Origin of the sequence: Lysinibacillus sp. FSL K6-0057, assembly GCF_038630885.1 — a bacterium.
GTDB lineage: Bacteria > Bacillota > Bacilli > Bacillales_A > Planococcaceae > Lysinibacillus > Lysinibacillus fusiformis_F.
This window is the reverse complement of record NZ_CP152047.1, coordinates 3,875,165-3,893,593: the sequence shown is the minus strand read 5'-3', so window position 1 is coordinate 3,893,593 and position 18,429 is coordinate 3,875,165. Positions and strand designations below refer to the sequence as shown.

At 44.3% G+C, this 18,429-nt stretch carries 8 protein-coding genes, 40 tRNA genes and 4 rRNA genes; 47 read left to right on the top strand and 5 right to left on the bottom strand.

Annotated features, from left to right (window positions below):
* Window positions 1–48: 48 nt before the first annotated feature.
* The 24 genes from MHB40_RS19390 to MHB40_RS19275 all read left to right on the top strand — a co-directional run bounded on the left by MHB40_RS19390 (window position 49) and on the right by MHB40_RS19275 (window position 8,022).
* Window positions 49–948 (top strand): DMT family transporter, encoded by a 900-nt coding sequence (locus MHB40_RS19390; protein WP_205445163.1) that lies wholly within the window; start codon window positions 49–51, stop codon window positions 946–948.
* A gap of 271 nt (window positions 949–1,219) precedes the next feature.
* A 16S ribosomal RNA gene (locus MHB40_RS19385) occupies window positions 1,220–2,771 on the top strand.
* Between the two features lie 181 nt (window positions 2,772–2,952).
* A 23S ribosomal RNA gene (locus tag MHB40_RS19380) occupies window positions 2,953–5,880 on the top strand.
* Window positions 5,881–6,040: 160 nt separating this feature from the next.
* Window positions 6,041–6,156: ribosomal RNA gene (rrf, locus tag MHB40_RS19375) — 5S ribosomal RNA — on the top strand.
* The 16S, 23S and 5S rRNA genes sit together here with 20 tRNA genes alongside, the layout of an rRNA operon.
* A 10-nt stretch (window positions 6,157–6,166) precedes the next feature.
* Window positions 6,167–6,242: transfer RNA gene (locus MHB40_RS19370), tRNA-Val, on the top strand.
* 3 nt (window positions 6,243–6,245) lie between these two features.
* Window positions 6,246–6,321 (top strand) — tRNA-Thr (locus MHB40_RS19365).
* Between the two features lie 7 nt (window positions 6,322–6,328).
* Window positions 6,329–6,404: transfer RNA gene (locus MHB40_RS19360), tRNA-Lys, on the top strand.
* A gap of 18 nt (window positions 6,405–6,422) precedes the next feature.
* Window positions 6,423–6,507: transfer RNA gene (locus MHB40_RS19355), tRNA-Leu, on the top strand.
* Between the two features lie 36 nt (window positions 6,508–6,543).
* Window positions 6,544–6,618, top strand: a tRNA-Gly gene (locus tag MHB40_RS19350).
* A 5-nt stretch (window positions 6,619–6,623) separates the two neighbouring features.
* Window positions 6,624–6,712: transfer RNA gene (locus tag MHB40_RS19345), tRNA-Leu, on the top strand.
* A gap of 8 nt (window positions 6,713–6,720) precedes the next feature.
* Window positions 6,721–6,797, top strand: a tRNA-Arg gene (locus tag MHB40_RS19340).
* 9 nt (window positions 6,798–6,806) lie between these two features.
* Window positions 6,807–6,883: transfer RNA gene (locus MHB40_RS19335), tRNA-Pro, on the top strand.
* A 16-nt stretch (window positions 6,884–6,899) separates the two neighbouring features.
* Window positions 6,900–6,975: transfer RNA gene (locus MHB40_RS19330), tRNA-Ala, on the top strand.
* Window positions 6,976–7,003: 28 nt separating this feature from the next.
* Window positions 7,004–7,077, top strand: a tRNA-Met gene (locus MHB40_RS19325).
* Window positions 7,078–7,083: 6 nt separating this feature from the next.
* Window positions 7,084–7,160: transfer RNA gene (locus tag MHB40_RS19320), tRNA-Ile, on the top strand.
* A 15-nt stretch (window positions 7,161–7,175) separates the two neighbouring features.
* A tRNA-Ser gene (locus MHB40_RS19315) sits at window positions 7,176–7,268 on the top strand.
* A 53-nt stretch (window positions 7,269–7,321) separates the two neighbouring features.
* Window positions 7,322–7,396: transfer RNA gene (locus MHB40_RS19310), tRNA-Met, on the top strand.
* A 3-nt stretch (window positions 7,397–7,399) separates the two neighbouring features.
* Window positions 7,400–7,475 (top strand) — tRNA-Asp (locus tag MHB40_RS19305).
* Between the two features lie 58 nt (window positions 7,476–7,533).
* Window positions 7,534–7,609: transfer RNA gene (locus tag MHB40_RS19300), tRNA-Phe, on the top strand.
* A 5-nt stretch (window positions 7,610–7,614) separates the two neighbouring features.
* Window positions 7,615–7,688: transfer RNA gene (locus MHB40_RS19295), tRNA-Gly, on the top strand.
* A gap of 1 nt (window position 7,689) precedes the next feature.
* Window positions 7,690–7,766: transfer RNA gene (locus tag MHB40_RS19290), tRNA-Ile, on the top strand.
* 4 nt (window positions 7,767–7,770) lie between these two features.
* Window positions 7,771–7,847, top strand: a tRNA-Asn gene (locus tag MHB40_RS19285).
* A 10-nt stretch (window positions 7,848–7,857) separates the two neighbouring features.
* A tRNA-Ser gene (locus MHB40_RS19280) sits at window positions 7,858–7,948 on the top strand.
* 2 nt (window positions 7,949–7,950) lie between these two features.
* A tRNA-Glu gene (locus MHB40_RS19275) sits at window positions 7,951–8,022 on the top strand.
* A gap of 59 nt (window positions 8,023–8,081) precedes the next feature.
* Here MHB40_RS19275 and MHB40_RS19270 read toward each other — a convergent pair.
* The 4 genes from MHB40_RS19270 to nadB all read right to left on the bottom strand — a co-directional run bounded on the left by MHB40_RS19270 (window position 8,082) and on the right by nadB (window position 12,158).
* Window positions 8,082–8,498 carry a VOC family protein gene (locus MHB40_RS19270; RefSeq protein ID WP_342441354.1) on the bottom strand — a complete coding sequence of 139 codons (417 nt, stop codon included), beginning with the start codon at window positions 8,496–8,498 and terminating at the stop codon, window positions 8,082–8,084.
* Between the two features lie 166 nt (window positions 8,499–8,664).
* Window positions 8,665–9,768: a quinolinate synthase NadA gene (gene nadA / locus MHB40_RS19265; protein WP_342441353.1), complete on the bottom strand. Its 1,104-nt coding sequence runs from the start codon at window positions 9,766–9,768 to the stop codon at window positions 8,665–8,667.
* Complete coding sequence (gene nadC / locus MHB40_RS19260; protein WP_342441352.1) at window positions 9,755–10,615, bottom strand: carboxylating nicotinate-nucleotide diphosphorylase; 861 nt, start codon at window positions 10,613–10,615, stop codon at window positions 9,755–9,757. The genes nadA and nadC overlap by 14 nt, the downstream gene beginning before the upstream one ends.
* Window positions 10,572–12,158, bottom strand: coding sequence for an L-aspartate oxidase (gene nadB / locus MHB40_RS19255; protein WP_342441351.1), 1,587 nt, complete (start codon window positions 12,156–12,158; stop codon window positions 10,572–10,574). Before nadB ends, nadC begins: the two co-directional genes overlap by 44 nt.
* Before the next feature lie 100 nt (window positions 12,159–12,258).
* Between nadB and MHB40_RS19250 the strand changes: the two genes are divergently transcribed.
* The 23 genes from MHB40_RS19250 (at window position 12,259) to MHB40_RS19140 (ending at window position 17,062) form a co-directional block, all read left to right on the top strand.
* A complete protein-coding gene (locus MHB40_RS19250; protein ID WP_342443770.1) occupies window positions 12,259–13,329 on the top strand; it encodes a cysteine desulfurase family protein in 1,071 nt (356 codons plus the stop codon).
* A 279-nt stretch (window positions 13,330–13,608) separates the two neighbouring features.
* A 5S ribosomal RNA gene (gene rrf / locus MHB40_RS19245) occupies window positions 13,609–13,724 on the top strand.
* 10 nt (window positions 13,725–13,734) lie between these two features.
* Window positions 13,735–13,810: transfer RNA gene (locus MHB40_RS19240), tRNA-Val, on the top strand.
* Window positions 13,811–13,813: 3 nt separating this feature from the next.
* Window positions 13,814–13,889: transfer RNA gene (locus MHB40_RS19235), tRNA-Thr, on the top strand.
* A gap of 7 nt (window positions 13,890–13,896) precedes the next feature.
* Window positions 13,897–13,972: transfer RNA gene (locus MHB40_RS19230), tRNA-Lys, on the top strand.
* A gap of 18 nt (window positions 13,973–13,990) precedes the next feature.
* Window positions 13,991–14,075 (top strand) — tRNA-Leu (locus MHB40_RS19225).
* A 36-nt stretch (window positions 14,076–14,111) separates the two neighbouring features.
* Window positions 14,112–14,186: transfer RNA gene (locus MHB40_RS19220), tRNA-Gly, on the top strand.
* A gap of 5 nt (window positions 14,187–14,191) precedes the next feature.
* Window positions 14,192–14,280: transfer RNA gene (locus tag MHB40_RS19215), tRNA-Leu, on the top strand.
* Between the two features lie 8 nt (window positions 14,281–14,288).
* Window positions 14,289–14,365 (top strand) — tRNA-Arg (locus MHB40_RS19210).
* Between the two features lie 9 nt (window positions 14,366–14,374).
* Window positions 14,375–14,451: transfer RNA gene (locus tag MHB40_RS19205), tRNA-Pro, on the top strand.
* Between the two features lie 16 nt (window positions 14,452–14,467).
* Window positions 14,468–14,543, top strand: a tRNA-Ala gene (locus MHB40_RS19200).
* A gap of 28 nt (window positions 14,544–14,571) precedes the next feature.
* Window positions 14,572–14,645 (top strand) — tRNA-Met (locus MHB40_RS19195).
* Window positions 14,646–14,651: 6 nt separating this feature from the next.
* A tRNA-Ile gene (locus MHB40_RS19190) sits at window positions 14,652–14,728 on the top strand.
* A 15-nt stretch (window positions 14,729–14,743) separates the two neighbouring features.
* A tRNA-Ser gene (locus MHB40_RS19185) sits at window positions 14,744–14,836 on the top strand.
* A 53-nt stretch (window positions 14,837–14,889) separates the two neighbouring features.
* Window positions 14,890–14,964, top strand: a tRNA-Met gene (locus MHB40_RS19180).
* Window positions 14,965–14,967: 3 nt separating this feature from the next.
* A tRNA-Asp gene (locus tag MHB40_RS19175) sits at window positions 14,968–15,043 on the top strand.
* Window positions 15,044–15,101: 58 nt separating this feature from the next.
* Window positions 15,102–15,177, top strand: a tRNA-Phe gene (locus MHB40_RS19170).
* Window positions 15,178–15,182: 5 nt separating this feature from the next.
* Window positions 15,183–15,256: transfer RNA gene (locus tag MHB40_RS19165), tRNA-Gly, on the top strand.
* A gap of 1 nt (window position 15,257) precedes the next feature.
* Window positions 15,258–15,334, top strand: a tRNA-Ile gene (locus MHB40_RS19160).
* 4 nt (window positions 15,335–15,338) lie between these two features.
* Window positions 15,339–15,415, top strand: a tRNA-Asn gene (locus tag MHB40_RS19155).
* A gap of 10 nt (window positions 15,416–15,425) precedes the next feature.
* A tRNA-Ser gene (locus tag MHB40_RS19150) sits at window positions 15,426–15,516 on the top strand.
* A 2-nt stretch (window positions 15,517–15,518) separates the two neighbouring features.
* A tRNA-Glu gene (locus tag MHB40_RS19145) sits at window positions 15,519–15,590 on the top strand.
* 269 nt (window positions 15,591–15,859) lie between these two features.
* On the top strand, window positions 15,860–17,062 hold the full coding sequence (locus tag MHB40_RS19140; protein ID WP_342441350.1) for a diaminopropionate ammonia-lyase: 1,203 nt from the start codon (window positions 15,860–15,862) through the stop codon (window positions 17,060–17,062).
* A gap of 45 nt (window positions 17,063–17,107) precedes the next feature.
* Here MHB40_RS19140 and MHB40_RS19135 read toward each other — a convergent pair whose 3' ends face one another.
* Window positions 17,108–18,427 (bottom strand): trypsin-like peptidase domain-containing protein, encoded by a 1,320-nt coding sequence (locus MHB40_RS19135; protein ID WP_342441349.1) that lies wholly within the window; start codon window positions 18,425–18,427, stop codon window positions 17,108–17,110.
* Window positions 18,428–18,429: the final 2 nt, after the last annotated feature.

Below are 18,429 nucleotides of genomic sequence, written 5' to 3'. Positions count from 1 at the left end.
AACATGAAGTGAGGACATATAAGTATTTTTTCAGGGAGGTGGGGTTTTATGGAGCAGCCTAAAATTCATCCATACATCCCGATAGTTATTGGTGTAATTTCAGTATCTATGTCAGCTATTTTTGTGAAACTAGCATCGGCGGAAGCGGGCATTATCGCATTTTATCGCATGTTATTTTCTGTTTTAATAATGGCACCATTGTTTTTGAGAGGATATACAAAGGAGTTAACTACTTTAAATAGACGTGATTGGCTATTTTCTTCAGTTGCGGGGATTTTTTTAGCATTTCATTTTATATTATGGTTTGAATCACTCAACTATACTTCAGTAGCAAGTTCTACAGTTTTAGTAACACTACAACCCTTGTTTGCATTTGTGGGAACATACTTTTTCTTTAAAGAGAAAATAACGATGAAAACAATCGTTGCAGGATCAATTGCCATAATAGGAAGTGTTTTAATTAGTTGGGGTGATTTTAAAGTAAGTGGAACAGCCTTTTATGGAGATATACTAGCACTCATTGCTTGTGCCCTAGCGACAGCATATTTTCTATTAGGACAGGATGTACGAAAGAGATTATCTTTAGTGACCTATACAATGGTTGTATATGTTGTGAGTACCATTACTTTATTTATATATGTATTGGTTAAAGGGGAATCTTTTGGTCCATACTCTTCGATGGATTGGTTATGGTTTATTTTATTAGCATTAATACCAAACTTACTTGGTCATACTTTGTTTAATTGGTCTATTAAATATGTTAGTACGAATGTTGTTTCAATTGCTATATTATTCGAGCCTGTAGGAGCCGCTCTTTTAGCCTTGTTGATATTTAAAGAGTATTTAATCATGACACAAATCATCGGTGGATTGATTGTATTAGCAGGAATTCTATTGTTTGTAATAGATATTAAAAAGATTTTTAATTTTTTTACGAAAAATGCTTGATTTTTAAAATGCTATATTATATATTATTACTTGTCCTTAACAAGAAGGAACGCTTGAAAAGAAAGTTTTAAAAAAGTTGTTGACTTCTTGTTGTGAATGAGATATGATAATAAAGTCGCTGAAAACGACTTGAAAAAATGAACCTTGAAAACTGAACAAGCAAAACGTAATCAATAAAGTTTTAAGTAGCTAGCTTCGGCGAGTGAACGAAACAAAAATTTTGGACATCAAAATTGATGCCAGCAAAACAATTTGAGCTAATCAAATTTCTTTTATGGAGAGTTTGATCCTGGCTCAGGACGAACGCTGGCGGCGTGCCTAATACATGCAAGTCGAGCGAACAGAGAAGGAGCTTGCTCCTTCGACGTTAGCGGCGGACGGGTGAGTAACACGTGGGCAACCTACCCTATAGTTTGGGATAACTCCGGGAAACCGGGGCTAATACCGAATAATTTGTTTCACCTCATGGTGAAACACTGAAAGACGGTTTCGGCTGTCGCTATAGGATGGGCCCGCGGCGCATTAGCTAGTTGGTGAGGTAACGGCTCACCAAGGCGACGATGCGTAGCCGACCTGAGAGGGTGATCGGCCACACTGGGACTGAGACACGGCCCAGACTCCTACGGGAGGCAGCAGTAGGGAATCTTCCACAATGGGCGAAAGCCTGATGGAGCAACGCCGCGTGAGTGAAGAAGGATTTCGGTTCGTAAAACTCTGTTGTAAGGGAAGAACAAGTACAGTAGTAACTGGCTGTACCTTGACGGTACCTTATTAGAAAGCCACGGCTAACTACGTGCCAGCAGCCGCGGTAATACGTAGGTGGCAAGCGTTGTCCGGAATTATTGGGCGTAAAGCGCGCGCAGGTGGTTTCTTAAGTCTGATGTGAAAGCCCACGGCTCAACCGTGGAGGGTCATTGGAAACTGGGAGACTTGAGTGCAGAAGAGGATAGTGGAATTCCAAGTGTAGCGGTGAAATGCGTAGAGATTTGGAGGAACACCAGTGGCGAAGGCGACTATCTGGTCTGTAACTGACACTGAGGCGCGAAAGCGTGGGGAGCAAACAGGATTAGATACCCTGGTAGTCCACGCCGTAAACGATGAGTGCTAAGTGTTAGGGGGTTTCCGCCCCTTAGTGCTGCAGCTAACGCATTAAGCACTCCGCCTGGGGAGTACGGTCGCAAGACTGAAACTCAAAGGAATTGACGGGGGCCCGCACAAGCGGTGGAGCATGTGGTTTAATTCGAAGCAACGCGAAGAACCTTACCAGGTCTTGACATCCCGTTGACCACTGTAGAGATATAGTTTCCCCTTCGGGGGCAACGGTGACAGGTGGTGCATGGTTGTCGTCAGCTCGTGTCGTGAGATGTTGGGTTAAGTCCCGCAACGAGCGCAACCCTTGATCTTAGTTGCCATCATTTAGTTGGGCACTCTAAGGTGACTGCCGGTGACAAACCGGAGGAAGGTGGGGATGACGTCAAATCATCATGCCCCTTATGACCTGGGCTACACACGTGCTACAATGGACGATACAAACGGTTGCCAACTCGCGAGAGGGAGCTAATCCGATAAAGTCGTTCTCAGTTCGGATTGTAGGCTGCAACTCGCCTACATGAAGCCGGAATCGCTAGTAATCGCGGATCAGCATGCCGCGGTGAATACGTTCCCGGGCCTTGTACACACCGCCCGTCACACCACGAGAGTTTGTAACACCCGAAGTCGGTGAGGTAACCTTTTGGAGCCAGCCGCCGAAGGTGGGATAGATGATTGGGGTGAAGTCGTAACAAGGTAGCCGTATCGGAAGGTGCGGCTGGATCACCTCCTTTCTAAGGATTATTTCGGAATACAAACCTTGGGTTTGTAAGATTACGTTTTGCGTTCAGTTTTGAAGGTTCATTCTTTTGAATGAAACACTTCAAAACTTGTTCTTTGAAAACTGGATAAAACGACATTGAAATTGTAACAAACACATTTATTTTTTTAAGTTTTTTATAGGCTTAATAACTTGGTTAAGTTATTAAGGGCGCACGGCGAATGCCTTGGCACTAGGAGCCGAAGAAGGACGGCACTAACACCGATATGCTTCGGGGAGCTGTAAGTGAGCTTTGATCCGGAGATTTCCGAATGGGGGAACCCACTACGTTTAATCGCGTAGTATCTTGACGTGAATACATAGCGTCTTGAAGGCAGACCCAGGGAACTGAAACATCTAAGTACCTGGAGGAAGAGAAAGAAAAATCGATTCCCTGAGTAGCGGCGAGCGAAACGGGAAGAGCCCAAACCAAGAGGCTTGCCTCTTGGGGTTGTAGGACACTCAATACGGAGTTACAAAAGAGCGAGTTAGATGAAGCGACTTGGAAAGGTCCGCCAGAGCAGGTAAAAGCCCTGTAGTCGAAAGTTCGTTCTCTCCTGAGTGGATCCTGAGTACGGCGGAACACGTGAAATTCCGTCGGAATCCGGGAGGACCATCTCCCAAGGCTAAATACTACCTAGTGACCGATAGTGAACCAGTACCGTGAGGGAAAGGTGAAAAGCACCCCGGAAGGGGAGTGAAAGAGATCCTGAAACCGTGTGCCTACAAGTAGTTAGAGCCCGTTAATGGGTGATAGCGTGCCTTTTGTAGAATGAACCGGCGAGTTACGATTACGTGCGAGGTTAAGCTTTAGAAGGCGGAGCCGCAGCGAAAGCGAGTCTGAATAGGGCGAAATAGTACGTGGTCGTAGACCCGAAACCAGGTGATCTACCCATGTCCAGGGTGAAGGTGAGGTAACACTTACTGGAGGCCCGAACCCACGCACGTTGAAAAGTGCGGGGATGAGGTGTGGGTAGCGGAGAAATTCCAATCGAACTTGGAGATAGCTGGTTCTCTCCGAAATAGCTTTAGGGCTAGCCTCGTGATGAGAATACTGGAGGTAGAGCACTGTTTGGACTAGGGGGCCATCCCGGTTTACCGAATTCAGACAAACTCCGAATGCCAGATATTTATACACGGGAGTCAGACTGCGAGTGATAAGATCCGTAGTCAAAAGGGAAACAGCCCAGACCACCAGCTAAGGTCCCAAAGTAATCGTTAAGTGGAAAAGGATGTGGCGTTGCACAGACAACCAGGATGTTGGCTTAGAAGCAGCCATCATTTAAAGAGTGCGTAATAGCTCACTGGTCGAGTGACGCTGCGCCGAAAATGTATCGGGGCTAAACGATTCACCGAAGCTGTGGATTGACATCTACGATGTCAGTGGTAGGAGAGCGTTCTAAGTGCGTTGAAGTCAGACCGGAAGGACTGGTGGAGCGCTTAGAAGTGAGAATGCCGGTATGAGTAGCGAAAGACGGGTGAGAATCCCGTCCACCGTATGACTAAGGTTTCCTGAGGAAGGCTCGTCCGCTCAGGGTTAGTCGGGACCTAAGCCGAGGCCGATAGGCGTAGGCGATGGACAACAGGTTGATATTCCTGTACCACCTCCTCACCGTTTGAGAAATGGGGGGACGCAGTAGGATAGGGTAAGCGCGCTGTTGGATATGCGCGTCCAAGCAGTAAGGCGTGTGTGTAGGCAAATCCGCACACTGTAACGTTGAGCTGTGATGGCGAGTCCGTATGGACGAAGTTCCTGATTTCACACTGCCAAGAAAAGCCTCTATCGAGGTGAGAGGTGCCCGTACCGCAAACCGACACAGGTAGTCGAGGAGAGAATCCTAAGGTGTGCGAGAGAACTCTCGTTAAGGAACTCGGCAAAATGACCCCGTAACTTCGGGAGAAGGGGTGCTCTTGAGCGTGCAAGCGCATGAGAGCCGCAGTGAATAGGCCCAGGCGACTGTTTAGCAAAAACACAGGTCTCTGCAAAACCGTAAGGTGACGTATAGGGGCTGACGCCTGCCCGGTGCTGGAAGGTTAAGAGGAGTGGTTAGCGCAAGCGAAGCTGCGAATTGAAGCCCCAGTAAACGGCGGCCGTAACTATAACGGTCCTAAGGTAGCGAAATTCCTTGTCGGGTAAGTTCCGACCCGCACGAAAGGCGTAACGATCTGGGCACTGTCTCAACGAGAGACTCGGTGAAATTATAGTACCTGTGAAGATGCAGGTTACCCGCGACAGGACGGAAAGACCCCGTGGAGCTTTACTGTAGCCTGATATTGAATTTTGGTACAACTTGTACAGGATAGGTAGGAGCCAGAGATCTCGGAGCGCCAGCTTCGAAGGAGGCGTCGGTGGGATACTACCCTGGTTGTATTGAAATTCTAACCCATGCCCCTTAGCGGGGCAGGAGACAGTGTCAGGCGGACAGTTTGACTGGGGCGGTCGCCTCCTAAAAGGTAACGGAGGCGCCCAAAGGTTCCCTCAGAATGGTTGGAAATCATTCGTAGAGTGTAAAGGCACAAGGGAGCTTGACTGCGAGACCTACAAGTCGAGCAGGGTCGAAAGACGGGCTTAGTGATCCGGTGGTTCCGCATGGAAGGGCCATCGCTCAACGGATAAAAGCTACCCCGGGGATAACAGGCTTATCTCCCCCAAGAGTCCACATCGACGGGGAGGTTTGGCACCTCGATGTCGGCTCATCGCATCCTGGGGCTGTAGTCGGTCCCAAGGGTTGGGCTGTTCGCCCATTAAAGCGGTACGCGAGCTGGGTTCAGAACGTCGTGAGACAGTTCGGTCCCTATCCGTCGTGGGCGTAGGAAATTTGAGAGGAGCTGTCCTTAGTACGAGAGGACCGGGATGGACACACCGCTGGTGTACCAGTTGTCTTGCCAAAGGCATCGCTGGGTAGCTATGTGTGGACGGGATAAGTGCTGAAAGCATCTAAGCATGAAGCCCCCCTCAAGATGAGATTTCCCATTACGCAAGTAAGTAAGATCCCTCAAAGACGATGAGGTAGATAGGTTCGAGGTGGAAGTGTGGTGACACATGGAGCTGACGAATACTAATCGATCGAGGACTTAACCAAAACGTTTGAACCATTCAATGTATCGTTTATCCAGTTTTGAAAGAACAACACTTTCAACAAGTTTTTAAGATACTATGTATTTTGAAGCTTTTAAAAGGAACTTCTGCTAAGAACGCAACATCCGTGTTGCAACGCAGAAGCCAGCACATCCATGTGCAAGTCTAGTGATGATGGCAAAGAGGTCACACCCGTTCCCATACCGAACACGGAAGTTAAGCTCTTTAGCGCCGATGGTAGTTGGGGGCTTCCCCCTGTGAGAGTAGGACGTCGCTAGGCATAGTACCCAGGAGGATTAGCTCAGCTGGGAGAGCATCTGCCTTACAAGCAGAGGGTCGGCGGTTCGAGCCCGTCATCCTCCACCATATGCCGGTTTAGCTCAGCAGGTAGAGCAACTGACTTGTAATCAGTAGGTCGTGGGTTCGATTCCTATAGCCGGCACCATTTTTTCGAGCCATTAGCTCAGTTGGTAGAGCATCTGACTTTTAATCAGAGGGTCGAAGGTTCGAGTCCTTCATGGCTCACCATTTTTGAAATAATAATAAGCGGGTGTGGCGGAATTGGCAGACGCACTAGACTTAGGATCTAGCGCCGCAAGGCGTGGGGGTTCGACTCCCTTCACCCGCACCATTATTTTCATTGCCAGATAAAAAAACTTATGCACATGCGGAAGTAGTTCAGTGGTAGAACACCACCTTGCCAAGGTGGGGGTCGCGAGTTCGAACCTCGTCTTCCGCTCCAAATGTGCCGGGGTGGCGGAACTGGCAGACGCACAGGACTTAAAATCCTGCGGTAGGTGACTACCGTACCGGTTCGATTCCGGTCCTCGGCACCATCTTAAATGCGCCCGTAGCTCAATTGGATAGAGCGTCTGACTACGGATCAGAAGGTTATGGGTTCGACTCCTGTCGGGCGCGCCAAAAGAACAACGGGAAGTAGCTCAGCTTGGTAGAGCACTTGGTTTGGGACCAAGGGGTCGCAGGTTCGAATCCTGTCTTCCCGACCATTTCCTAAAAATTTATGGGGCCTTAGCTCAGCTGGGAGAGCGCCTGCCTTGCACGCAGGAGGTCAGCGGTTCGATCCCGCTAGGCTCCACCATAAGTAAATTAACCAGTATAAAGATCCTGGCGGCGTAGCTCAGCTGGCTAGAGCGTACGGTTCATACCCGTAAGGTCGGGGGTTCGATCCCCTCTGCCGCCATCTTAAGGACCTTTAGCTCAGTTGGTTAGAGCAGACGGCTCATAACCGTCCGGTCGCAGGTTCGAGTCCTGCAAGGTCCACCATTTATATATTGTAACGGAGGTATACCCAAGTCTGGCTGAAGGGATCGGTCTTGAAAACCGACAGGCGGGTAACACCGCGCGGGGGTTCGAATCCCTCTACCTCCTCCAGTTTTAAATTTTTATAAATGGTGCTTTAAAAACTCGAAACAGCATAAAATTATCGCGGGGTGGAGCAGTGGTAGCTCGTCGGGCTCATAACCCGAAGGTCGTTGGTTCAAATCCGGCCCCCGCAACCAAAAGGTCCCGTGGTGTAGCGGTTAACATGCCTGCCTGTCACGCAGGAGATCGCCGGTTCGATCCCGGTCGGGACCGCCATTTTTAAAATAAAAGTCATGAGAAGCAAAAGAGTGAGCAAGCTTAGCATGGACGAAATGGGTCAGTAGCTCAGTTGGTAGAGCATTAGATTGAAGCTCTAAGTGTCGGCGGTTCGATTCCGTCCTGACCCACCATTTATGCGGGTGTAGTTTAATGGTAAAACCTCAGCCTTCCAAGCTGATGTCGTGGGTTCGATTCCCATCACCCGCTCCAAGGGCCTATAGCTCAGCTGGTTAGAGCGCACGCCTGATAAGCGTGAGGTCGATGGTTCGAGTCCATTTAGGCCCACCATTATTCCGAAGTAGCTCAGTTGGTAGTAGCACCTGACTGTTAATCAGGTTGTCGCAGGTTCGAGTCCTGCCTTCGGAGCCATTTTTATTTTGGGGAAGTACTCAAGAGGCTGAAGAGGCGCCCCTGCTAAGGGTGTAGGTCGGGTAACCGGCGCGAGGGTTCAAATCCCTCCTTCTCCGCCATGGGCCCGTTGGTCAAGTGGTTAAGACACCGCCCTTTCACGGCGGTAACACGGGTTCGAATCCCGTACGGGTCATACTAAAAACAGTAGATGCAGTTGCATCTACTGTTTTTTTATATTCATAGATATAAATTTTACGCTTGATTCAATGCATTTTCGTCCATATAAACTACTTCCCAGATATGCCCGTCTACATCTTGAAAACCCCAACCATACATAAATCCGTGATCTTGTGGTTCACTATAAGGTTTACCACCAGAGGCAAGTGCCTTATTCACTAATTGATCTACTTGTTCTCGATTTTCGACAGAAAGGCATAAGATTGCTTCTGCAGAAGTAGTAGTATCTGTAACTTCTTTCTTACTAAACCCTTTAAATCGTTCTTCCACCATTATTAATACAAAGATATTTTCACTAATAATCATTGAGGCCGTTGTTTCATCACTGAATTGTTGATTGAACTCAAAACCTAATTCCTTAAAAAAGTTGATAGATTTGTTTAGATCTTTCACTGGTAAATTGATAAAGATATTTTTCGATTGAAAAGCCATTTAGTATCACCTCCAAATCGACAGTATCATAGCGCCTTAAGTCATGTCAATTTTAGCATTGTGGGCAAAAATGGCAGACATTTAAATTATTTAAAGCAGATGTTATATCACCATAAAAAACAGAAAGGTTATTTATACAACCTTTCTGTTGATAAAGCCTATCTATTTATCCTCTAGCTAGCATTCTTTCAAGTGAGCTAAGTGCTTCAGCAGTAGTATGTTCATCTACTTGTATACGGTTATGAGGTTGCCCCTGCTCAATACTTTCGAGGCTCCATAACAAATGCGGCAGGTCAATACGATTCATTGTTAAGCAAGGACAAAAGTTTTCATTTAAAGAGACAATATGTTTATCTGGATGCTGCTTAATAATGCGATTGACTAAGTTCATTTCTGTTCCAATGGCCCATGAAGATCCGCTCGGAGCGCGATTGATTGTGTCAATAATGTATTTTGTGGAGCCTGCATCATCAGCTGCTGCTACAACTTCACGACTGCACTCAGGGTGAACAATAATTCTCATAGTTGGGTGTGCTTTGCGAATAATCTCTGTATGTTGAACTGTGAAACCTTCGTGCACAGAGCAGTGACCCTTCCAAAGAATAACCTGAATATTTTCAAGGGGCTCTGTTGTTTCGAGCATGTTCTTATGAGGATTCCAAACAGCCATATTTTCAAGAGGAATACCTAAGTCATAGGCAGTATTTCTTCCTAAATGTTGGTCAGGTAAAAAGAAGATACGCTGTTTTTGTGTAAATGCCCATTGAACAAGCTCCTTAGCATTCGATGAAGTGACACAAGCACCACCATGTCTTCCAGTAAAGGCTTTAATAGCTGCAGTTGAATTGACATAGGTTAGAGGGATAATCGTATCACCAAAGAGTTCTTGAAGAATCGGCCAAGCTTGTTCAGTTTGATAAATGTCTGCCATATCAGCCATTGAACAACCAGCACGCATATCTGGCAAATAGACATATTGTTGTTTCGTTGTCAGCATATCAGCAGTCTCTGCCATAAAATGCACGCCGCAAAATACGATGTGTTCAGCTTCCTTATTTGCTGCGGATAATTGAGCTAACTGTAAAGAATCTCCAGTTGCATCAGCAAATTGAATGACCTCATCTTTTTGATAATGGTGCCCAGGAATAAATAATTTAGGACCTAATTTTTTCTTTATTGATAAAATACGAGATTCCATTTCCTTTACGGATAGTGCCCGATAATGCTCAGGAAGTAGTGTCGTTTGTTGTAATAAACTAGTGATGGACAAGGGAATGATCTCCTTTCATTTGAACGAGTGCACTAATGTCAAAAGCTTTAACTGAATGTGTTAAGGAGCCAAGTGAAATCCACTGAATACCCGATTGGGCATATGCCTTTAAATTTTCAAGTGTGATGCCCCCAGATGCTTCAGTTGCAATAGAAGGAGGGACAGTAGGAAGCCATGCACGTATCTCTTCTGGACTACGGTTATCAAACATAATAATATCTGCTCCAGCGTTGATAGCTTCTTCTAGCTGTTCTTTTGTTTCAATTTCAACTTCGATTTTTACAGTATGACCAACCTTCGCTCTAGCGGATTGAACTGCATTTGTTATGCTACCAGCAAAGGCAATATGATTATCCTTTAGCATGATTGCATCATACAGACCATTACGATGATTAAAAGCACCACCGATTCGAACAGCATATTTATCCAGCATACGCAGTCCAGGTATTGTTTTACGGGTATCGCATATTTTTGCATGCGTACCTACGGTTTCTTGAACGGCAAGATGGGTCGCCGTTGCAATAGCAGACATACGCTGAATAAGATTTAAAATGACACGCTCACCTATTAATAACTTTTGTAAGGGCCCTTTAATCACAGCAAGCACATCACCTGACTGAACCATCTCTCCATCTTTTTTATGAAGAGTGACTTCGATTGATCGATCGAGTAGGAAAAAGCCATGCTCAATAATGAGAGCTCCACAAAAAATCCCGTTTTCTTTAGCATAAAAGGAAAAAGACCCCTGCTGTTCGGCTGAAAAGATAAATTCACTCGATAAATCCCCATCTCCTAAATCCTCATTAAAAAATTGCTTGAGCATTTCCTCGAGTTTGATGATATTCATACAATGAGTTCCTCACTTTCATTTGTCCTTGCGAAAAAATAATCCATCGACTTGCCCATTGTGCATCCATTTCGGATTTATCCGTACGAATGTGGGCACCACGTGTTTCCGTTCGTGTAATGGCTGCATGTGCCATTAATGTTGCGACTACGTGCATCATAAATAATTCCAACTTAGCTTGGTCTAGCCCTTCTAAATTAACGTGAAGAAGAGATTGCATGGAAGGTAATTGCTGAGCAAAACGCTGCAAATCATCAATATTCCTGACAATACCTAAGAACTGCATCATGTGCTGCTGTAATTGCGGTTTGCTAAATAAAGGTGGCATCATATCGGTACATTGTTGGTTTTCAAGTAAAAAGTTTTTTTGATGACACCCTTTTTGAATAATGAATTGCGCCATTTTTTGACCAAATGTAATACCTTCCAATAGTGAGTTACTTGCTAAACGATTCGCACCATGTACACCTGTACAGGCAACCTCACCAACTGCATATAAGTTTGGTATAGTAGTTCTTCCTTTGTCATCAGCAATAACACCACCCATTAAGAAATGACTTCCTGGAGCCACGGGGATTAGGCGATCTTGTAAATGAACTTGATTGTCATGACAAAGCTGAGCAATTGTTGGAAATTTTGCTTCAAAGTCTTGTATGTTTGCAATATCAATGAACGTTTCTTCACCTGCAGCCCGTTTTGTAAATAGTGCTAGTGCCGTAATATGTCTTGGAGCTAAGTCAAGTTGGGCATGCAAGCCCGTCATAATCGGCTGACGTTGTGCATCGACAAAGATACCGCCAGCTCCCCGGACAGCTTCAGAAACTAATCCCTTTGCTTCATTTTTGCACCAAAGCAGACTTGGGTGAAATTGCATAAATTCCATATCACTGATGGCAGCACCTGCTCGAAATGCTAATGCGATCCCATCGCCTGTATTGGTTGGAAAGTTAGATGTACTTGAATAGAGGGCACCTGCACCGCCTGTCGCTAAAATCACATGATGTGCCCAATAGCGTTTTGTACCTTTTTCTCCTTTAGTGAGTACTCCCACACAGTCACCATCTGTATTACGTAAAAGCTCATAAGCCATTTCATAGCAATTTATCTTCGTTTTTGGTGAAAGTTGATGAAGCAAGTAATCTATGAAAACCTGACCTGTACGATCACCACCTGCATGTAGAATACGATGGTGACTATGTGCTCCCTCAAGTCCTAGAGCAGGTTTTCCGTCAACCTGCCGATCAACTGGGAGCCCATTCTTTAGATATTTCTGCATAATTGCAGTGCCGTTTTTTATAAGTGTTTCAACATGTCTTTTCTCATGATGATACTCTCCAGCTTTTAATGTATCAGCAATGTGGTGTTGAATATGATCTTCCTCACTTGTAACAGCAGCAATGCCACCTTGTGCACGATAAGAGCTACTCATATATATAGATGATTTTGTAACAATTTGTATTTGAAAATGTTTTTCAAGCAGTAAAGCAGCCTGAAGTGCAGCAATACCACTACCAATGATAAGGACGTCTGTCTTTACATCCATAGTTATACCTTCTTTACAGTTGTCTTGACACCTATCTTTACATAAAATAAAAAAGAAAACAAGACCTGATGAACTAGAGAGGAAGAAGACAATGATTTATATGGATTATGCTGCAACGTCACCTATGACAAGGAATTCTCTTGAGGCATATGTAGAGGTTGCACAACGTTATTATGGAAACAGTGCAAGTCTGCATGATCTAGGGGGACAAGCCCTTTATTTTGTCCAGCAGTCAAGAAATGTTGTAGCCCATGCTCTAGGCGTAAATAGTGATGGTGTAATTTTTACAGGGAGCGGAACTGAAGGAAATCTCATAGCCATCTTGTCATTAGCGCTAGCCTCTAAAAAAGGAAAACACATTATTTCATCTCAAGCCGAACATACGTCTGTGCATGCAGCTTTGAATACACTTGAGAAAAAGGGCTTTGTTGTAACGAAATTACCATTGCAGAAGGATGGTTGCGTTGATCTGGTCCAATTGCAACAAACAATTCGTGAAGATACAGCTTTGATTACCATTCAACATGTCAATTCTGAAATTGGTTCTATCCAGCCTGTGAAGAAAATTGTAGAGATGGCAAGAAAGTCAAATATTTTCTGTCATGTTGATTGTGTGCAATCATTTGGCAAACTACCTATACCAAAAGGAGCAGATGCGATTACCATCTCAGCTCATAAAATAGGTGGACCAAAGGGGTGTGGTGCTGTTTATCTGAATCCCGCAATTCGTGTACCTTCATTAACACCAGGTGTAACCCATGAGAGAGGGCTAAGAGGGGGAACATTAGATACTCCTGCAATTGTGGCCTTTGCGGCGGCAATTGAAAACTATCAATATGAATTGCAACATTACGAGACTTTAAGAAATTTTTTCAAAAATGATTTATCTGAAACATGTCAACTTGTTGAGTGTAAACAGCAACTACCTAATATTTGTGGGGTAATGATGGAGAAAGTAGAGGGGCAATATGTTCTTTTAAAGTTAAATGAAGCAGGAATTTGTATTTCTACGGGTAGTGCATGTGATATTCATAGTGAATCTGGAACAAAGGCCATTTTATCAATGGGTTTCTCTTTAGAAGCGGCACGCCAATTTTTTAGAATATCTTTTGGTCCTTCCACCACACTTGATGATATTACAAAATTAAAAATAGAGCTTTCAAATATTTAATGAAAAGACGAGTGGAGGATTTTCTATGTTCTTCACTTGTTTTCAAATAGATTATAAGTTAAGAAAATATACAAAATAAAATAATTGTTTTCTTTTGAAACAACAATTGCTATAATATTTTGCAGGGCAATAATTTCTCTTACTTAACAAAAATATCTTCAAAACGTAATAATTTCTTTTTTTTTATAAAAAAGTATTGCATAATGTTAGAAAACGTTATACAATAATTCTTGTCTTGAAGGACAGGTAAACAACTTCAAAACGAGATACATAACAAAGTCTAGTGATGATGGCAAAGAGGTCACACCCGTTCCCATACCGAACACGGAAGTTAAGCTCTTTAGCGCCGATGGTAGTTGGGGGCTTCCCCCTGTGAGAGTAGGACGTCGCTAGGCATAGTACCCAGGAGGATTAGCTCAGCTGGGAGAGCATCTGCCTTACAAGCAGAGGGTCGGCGGTTCGAGCCCGTCATCCTCCACCATATGCCGGTTTAGCTCAGCAGGTAGAGCAACTGACTTGTAATCAGTAGGTCGTGGGTTCGATTCCTATAGCCGGCACCATTTTTTCGAGCCATTAGCTCAGTTGGTAGAGCATCTGACTTTTAATCAGAGGGTCGAAGGTTCGAGTCCTTCATGGCTCACCATTTTTGAAATAATAATAAGCGGGTGTGGCGGAATTGGCAGACGCACTAGACTTAGGATCTAGCGCCGCAAGGCGTGGGGGTTCGACTCCCTTCACCCGCACCATTATTTTCATTGCCAGATAAAAAAACTTATGCACATGCGGAAGTAGTTCAGTGGTAGAACACCACCTTGCCAAGGTGGGGGTCGCGAGTTCGAACCTCGTCTTCCGCTCCAAATGTGCCGGGGTGGCGGAACTGGCAGACGCACAGGACTTAAAATCCTGCGGTAGGTGACTACCGTACCGGTTCGATTCCGGTCCTCGGCACCATTTTAAATGCGCCCGTAGCTCAATTGGATAGAGCGTCTGACTACGGATCAGAAGGTTATGGGTTCGACTCCTGTCGGGCGCGCCAAAAGAACAACGGGAAGTAGCTCAGCTTGGTAGAGCACTTGGTTTGGGACCAAGGGGTCGCAGGTTCGAATCCTGTCTTCCCGACCATTTCCTAAAAATTTATGGGGCCTTAGCTCAGCTGGGAGAGCGCCTGCCTTGCACGCAGGAGGTCAGCGGTTCGATCCCGCTAGGCTCCACCATAAGTAAATTAACCAGTATAAAGATCCTGGCGGCGTAGCTCAGCTGGCTAGAGCGTACGGTTCATACCCGTAAGGTCGGGGGTTCGATCCCCTCTGCCGCCATCTTAAGGACCTTTAGCTCAGTTGGTTAGAGCAGACGGCTCATAACCGTCCGGTCGCAGGTTCGAGTCCTGCAAGGTCCACCATTTATATATTGTAACGGAGGTATACCCAAGTCTGGCTGAAGGGATCGGTCTTGAAAACCGACAGGCGGGTAACACCGCGCGGGGGTTCGAATCCCTCTACCTCCTCCAGTTTTAAATTTTTATAAATGGTGCTTTAAAAACTCGAAACAGCATAAAATTATCGCGGGGTGGAGCAGTGGTAGCTCGTCGGGCTCATAACCCGAAGGTCGTTGGTTCAAATCCGGCCCCCGCAACCAAAAGGTCCCGTGGTGTAGCGGTTAACATGCCTGCCTGTCACGCAGGAGATCGCCGGTTCGATCCCGGTCGGGACCGCCATTTTTAAAATAAAAGTCATGAGAAGCAAAAGAGTGAGCAAGCTTAGCATGGACGAAATGGGTCAGTAGCTCAGTTGGTAGAGCATTAGATTGAAGCTCTAAGTGTCGGCGGTTCGATTCCGTCCTGACCCACCATTTATGCGGGTGTAGTTTAATGGTAAAACCTCAGCCTTCCAAGCTGATGTCGTGGGTTCGATTCCCATCACCCGCTCCAAGGGCCTATAGCTCAGCTGGTTAGAGCGCACGCCTGATAAGCGTGAGGTCGATGGTTCGAGTCCATTTAGGCCCACCATTATTCCGAAGTAGCTCAGTTGGTAGTAGCACCTGACTGTTAATCAGGTTGTCGCAGGTTCGAGTCCTGCCTTCGGAGCCATTTTTATTTTGGGGAAGTACTCAAGAGGCTGAAGAGGCGCCCCTGCTAAGGGTGTAGGTCGGGTAACCGGCGCGAGGGTTCAAATCCCTCCTTCTCCGCCATGGGCCCGTTGGTCAAGTGGTTAAGACACCGCCCTTTCACGGCGGTAACACGGGTTCGAATCCCGTACGGGTCATACTAAGTGCAGTAGATGAATTTACATCTACTGCACTTTTTAATTTACTTAAAAATAGCTAGATAATAATAAACCTTTACAGAAATTAGATCCTGTAAGGGTTTATTGTTTTTCTGGAGGTTTAGATTGGAATTCTCGGTGTTTGTAGGTCCAAAACCAATGTATAACTGATATATTTGCTTGCTCTGACTACCCCTGTTTAATTTTGGTAATAAATTTTGTATTTTAAAGCTAGATCGACTAAGCTATTGGTAAAGGGGGAGATAGGTATGAAGGAAAAATTAAAGTGGGTGCACAATCAGCTAGACAACACAAACCAAGGCTCACCATTACTATCATATTTTACACTGGAACAAGTAAAGAAGGTTGGTCAATTTCAGCGTACATATGAGCGATTTGAGCAGACACCTCTCCATCATCTTGAGGCACTTGCTTCATATATGGGTGTAGAAAAAATCATGGTTAAAGATGAATCTTATCGATTTGGTTTAAATGCCTTTAAAGTATTAGGCGGTATTTATGCAATTGCGCAATATATTGCCAATAAGCTTGGGAGGAATATAAAGGAGCTATCGTTTGAACAGTTAAAATCTCCGGAAGTAAAAGCAGAAGTAGGCGATTTAACATTTATTTCAACGACAGATGGTAATCATGGTCGTGGTGTTGCATGGGCAGCTAGAGAACTGGGTTTTCAAGCGCGAATATATATGCCAGCTGGCAGCGCGGCTGAGCGTTTACAGCATATTAAAAGTGAAGGGGCTTTTGCTGAAATTACGACAATGAATTATGACGATACTGTTCGTTATACCTCACAGCTTGCACAAAAAAATGGCTGGGTTCTGGTTCAGGATACAATGTGGGATGGCTATGAAGAAATTCCATTATGGATTATGCAAGGTTACACAACCATTGTGCAGGAGATTGTTGAACAGATACAGCTAGCCCCGACACATGTATTTTTGCAAGCGGGTGTAGGATCCTTTGCAGGAGCAGTAGTTGCGTTTTTACAGCAATACTATGAGCAGGAAGTTACTTTTGTATTGGTTGAGCCTCATGTCGCTAATTGCTATTATGAAAGCTTTAAAAAAAATACGGATCAATTTGTCTCTGTTGGCGGGGAGATGCAAACGATTATGGCAGGGCTTGCTTGCGGTGAACCGAATCCACAGGCTTGGCAAATCTTAAAAGCCTCCACAAAAATAAGTATCTCCTGCGAGGAAGAAATAGCAGCTACAGGTATGCGCGTTCTTGGCAATCCATTAGACACAGACACTCGCATTATAGCTGGTGAATCAGGAGCGGCGCCATTTGGTTGCTTTTATGAAATAATGACAAATGAACAATATAAGGAATTAAAAAATGCCTTACACCTAAATGAACATGCGAGGGTGCTGTTTATTAATACAGAGGGTGACACAGATAAAGAGAACTATCGACAAATAGTATGGCATGGGAAATATGCGAACCAATAGCAAACTAGTGATGAACTAGCTTGCTATTTTACTTTGTAAAAGGTTTTATTGGTGTATCTTAATGTTGGCAATTTTATAAGCACCATAATCATCCGTAATAACTGTATAAGTTTTATAGCGATCATAGAATTGGTAATTACCTTGTGCATCATAAAAATCAAAAGTTTCATTCATGTCAACATAATATTGACCATTTGAGTATTGTACATCTAGCACATCATTGTTTGTAAAATAGAAGTAATGACCCTGGTAGGCAATCTCATTAATGTATTTCTCCAATTCTTGATATGCTGTACTGCCAGGTGAAAGCATATCAGCTATCCAATAAAAATCACCATCATTGAGTGCCATTTCATAATAGAGACGGAATGCTTGCACGAATTGACCTGCTAGTAAGGCGTCTGTTTCGTTGGTGGGTTTTGTTTCAATAGTAGATTGTTGACTACCTTCATAAACATTCGCAATAGCCCGAACCTCATTTGCAGAAAGTGGTTTAGCAATCCATCCATCAAATTGATCAAGCATACTATAAAGGGGAATGGAAAAGGCAAAGTTAGTACTTGTATCAGTTGTATAAAGTAGTGAGTTAATTCCAATTACTTTGCCTGTATTAACATCAACTAATGGGCCACCGCTGCTACCTTTATCAATTTGTGCATCTACCTGATAAATTTGCTTATAAATAAAATTTTCAAGTTTCATATCACGTTTATTACCTGTTATATAGCCAATAGAAGCCGAATTTTCAAAACCTTGTGGACTACCAAATGCAATGACTTCTAGACCTATAGGTGATTCTGCAGTCTCCATGCCTAATGGCTCTGTGTCTTGGTAGTTAGGCACCTTTATTAAAGCAATATCATAGTGATCAGATATACCGATAACAGTACCTGGAGATTCTTGACCATTTACATTACGAATCATTACATCAACTTCACCTTGGATAACATGAGCATTTGTAATAACATATCCACCCTTTTTATATAGGAAGCCAGAGCCTTGACTATTGTTAGTTAGGACAGTGAAGACTTTTTGTTGTATTTCCTTTATAAGGGTGACACGATCAACCTGCTGTGCATGAGCTTCTTGTTTTTTGGTGAGTTCTTCTGAAGAAACTTGTTGTGCATTTATCTTTTGATTATCGTTAATTTCCGAGTAAGCGGTGGTATAGCTCTTTTTATCATTAAAAAAATCCCAATATGCATAACCTAGACCGCCTATTGCAATAAAACAGATTGAAAGTACGATAATTGCCCATGTTGGGATACCTTGTTTTGGAAATGATGGATTTATGAGCTTATTACCACAATCCGAGCAAAATTTACTGTCTATAAGATTTTCATGCTGACAATTAGGACACTTCACCT